We start from the raw sequence: 3,495 nt of genomic DNA, 5'->3' as shown, positions 1-3,495 counted from the left end.
GCCACCCCGGCGCCGGCCGTCCGGCCGACGCCCGCACCGGCGACCCCGCCGGCCCCGAACCGGCCGACCACGCCGCAGCAGGCTCAGAGCCGGCAGCGGTACGCGGACGAGACGATGGAGCTGCCGATCTTCCGGGAGCTGGAGTCGGCCTGGTTCCGTACCCGCCGGCCCGGTCCGGAGGAGGCGGCCGGTGCCGCCACCCCGGCGAACAACGGTGCCGCGACCCAGCAGTTCGCCAAGGTCGACACCGCTGGCCGTGCCGTGCAGCAGACACCACCCGGGACGACAGGTAACGCACCGATGGCAGACACCCCGACAGCCGGAGGCACGCCGCGCGAGACCGGCGTGACGGCGAACGGAGGCGCCCGCCCCGGTGCCGCCGACAGCTTCCCTCGCCGAACCCCGCAGGCCACCAGCGGCTGGCAGACCGCCGCCGACGACGGCTGGCGCGCTGCCTCCAAGGCCAGCGAGGTGCCGGTGGAGGCCACCACCCCCACGGGTCTGCCGAAGCGCACCCCGATGGCCCAGCTCGTGCCGGGCGCGGTGGAGAAGCCCACCACCTCCGTGCAGCGCCGTACGCCGGAGTCGGTCCGCGGCCTGCTCTCCGCCTACCACCGTGGTGTCCAGCGTGGCCGGACGACCAACCCCTCGGACGGCAACCCGACCAGCCCGGAGGAGACTCCGGGAGGGCAGCAATCCTCGCAGTCTGGCTCAGGCCCCGTGGCCGGGAGCGGGCAGAAGGAGCAAGAACGATGACAAGTACGCAGGATCTCGGCTGGCTGCTGGCCAACTTCGCCGACCGGGTACCGGGTGTCGCCCACGCGGTCGCCGTCTCGGCGGACGGCCTGCTCCTCGCGTCCTCGCGGGACCTCCCGCGTGACCGGGCCGACCAGTTGGCCGCCATCGCGTCCGGTCTGGTCAGCCTCACCCAGGGTGCGGCACGCTGCTTCGAGGGTGGAGCGGTGCTGCAGACGGTGGTGGAGATGGACAACGGCTTCCTGTTCCTGATGTCCATCTCGGACGGCTCGTCGTTCGCCGTGCTCGCCGCCCGCAGCTGCGACGTGGGGCAGGTCGGCTACGAGATGGCACTGCTCGTCGACCGGGTCGGCGACGCCCTGACCCCGCAGCCGCGCGCGGCCGCGGGAATGCTGGGCTGACGTCCTGCTGACCGCTGGGTCGGCGGAACGACCGGAACGAGAACAACACAGGGTGCCACCGGCGGAAGCCGGTGCCGGGTACGAAGGAGGTGAGCGGCGACATGGTCGATCGTGACGAACCGACCGGAGCGTTGGTCCGTCCATACGCCGTGACCCGCGGTCGTACCCGCCCACGACTCGACATCGCGCTGGAGGCGCTCGTCGAGACGACGGTGCGCGGCCGAGCCACTGCTGCCAACGGCAGTGGGGGAGGCCGCGAACACCAGTACATCGCCGCGCTGTGTGACGGACGTGTGCAGTCGCTTGCCGAGATCGCGGCGCGGATGCAGCTTCCGCTCGGTGTGGCCCGGGTGCTCATCGCCGACATGGCGACGGACGGCCTGGTCGCGGTCCACGAGCCGACCATCCTGGACGACTCTGACGACGCGGTGGGCACTGAACTGCTGGAGAGGGTGCTGAGTGGACTTCGCAGGCTCTGACATGTCGCACCGGCCGCCGACCCCGAGCGGGCGAGTGACGTCGGCGAAGATCGTTATCGCCGGTGGTTTCGGCGTCGGCAAGACGACGCTGGTCGGCTCGGTCTCGGAGATCACGCCGCTGACCACGGAGGCCATCATGACCTCCGCCGGCGTGGGCGTCGACGACACCCGGCAGGTGCCGGGCAAGACGACGACCACGGTCGCCATGGACTTCGGTCGTATCTCGATCGACCGGGACCTGATCCTGTACCTGTTCGGTACGCCGGGTCAGACGCGGTTCTGGTTCATGTGGGACGAACTGGTGCGCGGCGCGATCGGGGCCGTCGTGCTGGTGGACACCCGCCGACTGGCCGACTGCTTCGCGGCGATCGACTTCTTCGAGCACCGGCGGCTGCCGTACCTGGTGGCCATCAACTGCTTCGACGGGATGCAGTACCACGATCCGCAGGACGTCCGGGACGCGCTCGCGATCTCCCACGACGTACCGGTGGTGGCCTGCGACGCCCGGAACCGGGAGTCGACCAAGCACGTACTGATCTCGCTCGTCGAGTACGTGCTGACGATGCGGCGTACCCGCGCCGTCGCCCCGGCCTGACCGACGACGCACCGCGCCCGGTGATGGCCCTGTGGCCGTCACCGGGCGCGTTCTGCTGTCCGGGTACCGGTCCGGGCAGCACGGTGCCGGGCATGACGCTCGGTCCCAAAAGCGGCCCGTCGACGTCGGCGTCGCGGTCGGGTCATACGGCTCGCACCCACCACCCGCTCCTCGCCGGTCGCGGCCAGCAGGCCGCGACCGGGAACAGGTCGGCGCAGCTCAGGAGCGGTAGCCGGCGGAGCGGTACTCGTACTCACGGTCGTCGTCCCGGTCGCCGGTGTCGCGGGTGAAGTCCCACCCGCCCGCCGACTCCCGGCCCGGGCGACCACCCACCGCGAACCCGCCGATCTCCTGCCCACGGCGCCAACCGCGGAAGTAGCCGGTGGTGTTCTCGGCGAGGCTGGCCGCGTCCCGGACGATCCGCAGGGGACGCTCCTCGCGCAGCGGGGACCCCGGCACGAGGTTGGCCTGCGGAACCCGCTTCGGCAGGCCGGCGGTCGTCTCCGCCCCGACCTCCGGACGGGCGACCTTCTCGGCCGCCTGCCAGCCCGAGTCGGCCGTGGACGACCACTCCAGGTCGCTCTCGTCGCCGTGCCCGACGAACCAGGCGGACTTCGCCTGCGCGAAGATCAGCAGGTCACCGTCGCCCTCGTCGGAGACCGGCGGCGGTCGGTGCTCGACCGGCGGAGCCGGACGGTGCTCCACGAGCCGCTCGGTACGGGGAGCCGGCCGACCGTTGCGGGCGGCGTCCTCGCGGTCGACGAGCCGCAGCGGAGGAGTGTCCAGGTGCGGGTCGGACGACGCGGCCAGCCCGTTCCGGAGCACGCGGTCCGCCAGCGGCGGCGGCGGCTCCACCAGGCGCAGCATCGGCGGCTCCGGGGGCAGGTCGTCCGCGAGCCACGGCGGCGTGACCCGGCGCTCGGCACCGGGGTCGGTCGGGGCGTCCACGCCCCGCCCGCCGTACGAGCCGACGACCGGGTTCCTGGCCGAGCTGTCGGCCGGGTCCTCGGGGTTGTTGACCAGGGGCCAGTTGGCCCGGGACCCGGGCGCGGCCGAATCCTGGTCGGGCCGGGGGGTGGGCAACGGCACGCTGAGGTCGGTGGCGCGGAACCCGCCGGTCGGGGCGGGCGGCTCGCTGGTGACCTTGGGCCGGGGCGGGATCACGGTGCGCTGCCGCTCGGCGCGCGCGCTGTTGATGGCCGCGGTGGTCAGGGTGGGACGGAACGGCTCGCCCGCCTCGGCGGGAGGCACGCTGCCGCGCTGC

3 protein-coding genes and 2 pseudogenes are annotated in these 3,495 nt (G+C 73.0%); 4 read left to right on the top strand and 1 reads right to left on the bottom strand.

Going from position 1 to position 3,495, the window contains the following annotated elements:
• The 4 genes and pseudogenes from AB0I76_RS25385 to AB0I76_RS25370 form a co-directional block, all read left to right on the top strand.
• A pseudogene (locus AB0I76_RS25385) lies at window positions 1-756 on the top strand (ATPase); the annotation flags it as partial.
• On the top strand, window positions 753-1,157 hold the full coding sequence (locus AB0I76_RS25380; protein WP_120730092.1) for a roadblock/LC7 domain-containing protein: 405 nt from the start codon (window positions 753-755) through the stop codon (window positions 1,155-1,157). The pseudogene AB0I76_RS25385 and the gene AB0I76_RS25380, both read left to right, overlap by 4 nt.
• A 101-nt stretch (window positions 1,158-1,258) precedes the next feature.
• Window positions 1,259-1,636 carry a DUF742 domain-containing protein gene (locus AB0I76_RS25375; protein ID WP_357040254.1) on the top strand — a complete coding sequence of 126 codons (378 nt, stop codon included), beginning with the start codon at window positions 1,259-1,261 and terminating at the stop codon, window positions 1,634-1,636.
• A 1-nt stretch (window position 1,637) separates the two neighbouring features.
• Window positions 1,638-2,231: an ATP/GTP-binding protein gene (locus AB0I76_RS25370; protein ID WP_357040251.1), complete on the top strand. Its 594-nt coding sequence runs from the start codon at window positions 1,638-1,640 to the stop codon at window positions 2,229-2,231.
• Window positions 2,232-2,450: 219 nt separating this feature from the next.
• Here AB0I76_RS25370 and AB0I76_RS25365 read toward each other — a convergent pair.
• Window positions 2,451-3,495: pseudogene (locus tag AB0I76_RS25365) on the bottom strand (transposase); the annotation flags it as partial.

Origin of the sequence: Micromonospora sp. NPDC049799 (genome assembly GCF_040656655.1) — a bacterium.
Taxonomy (GTDB): Bacteria; Actinomycetota; Actinomycetes; order Mycobacteriales; family Micromonosporaceae; genus Micromonospora.
This window is presented reverse-complemented; position numbering and strand designations above follow the sequence as displayed.

Excerpts from the sequence above, each read along its gene's own strand:
- AB0I76_RS25380 (WP_120730092.1), top strand. The coding sequence starts at position 753 with ATGACAAGTACGCAGGATCTCGGCTGGCTGCTGGCCAACTTCGCCGAC.
- AB0I76_RS25375 (WP_357040254.1), top strand. The coding sequence starts at position 1,259 with ATGGTCGATCGTGACGAACCGACCGGAGCGTTGGTCCGTCCATACGCC.
- AB0I76_RS25370 (WP_357040251.1), top strand. The coding sequence starts at position 1,638 with ATGTCGCACCGGCCGCCGACCCCGAGCGGGCGAGTGACGTCGGCGAAG.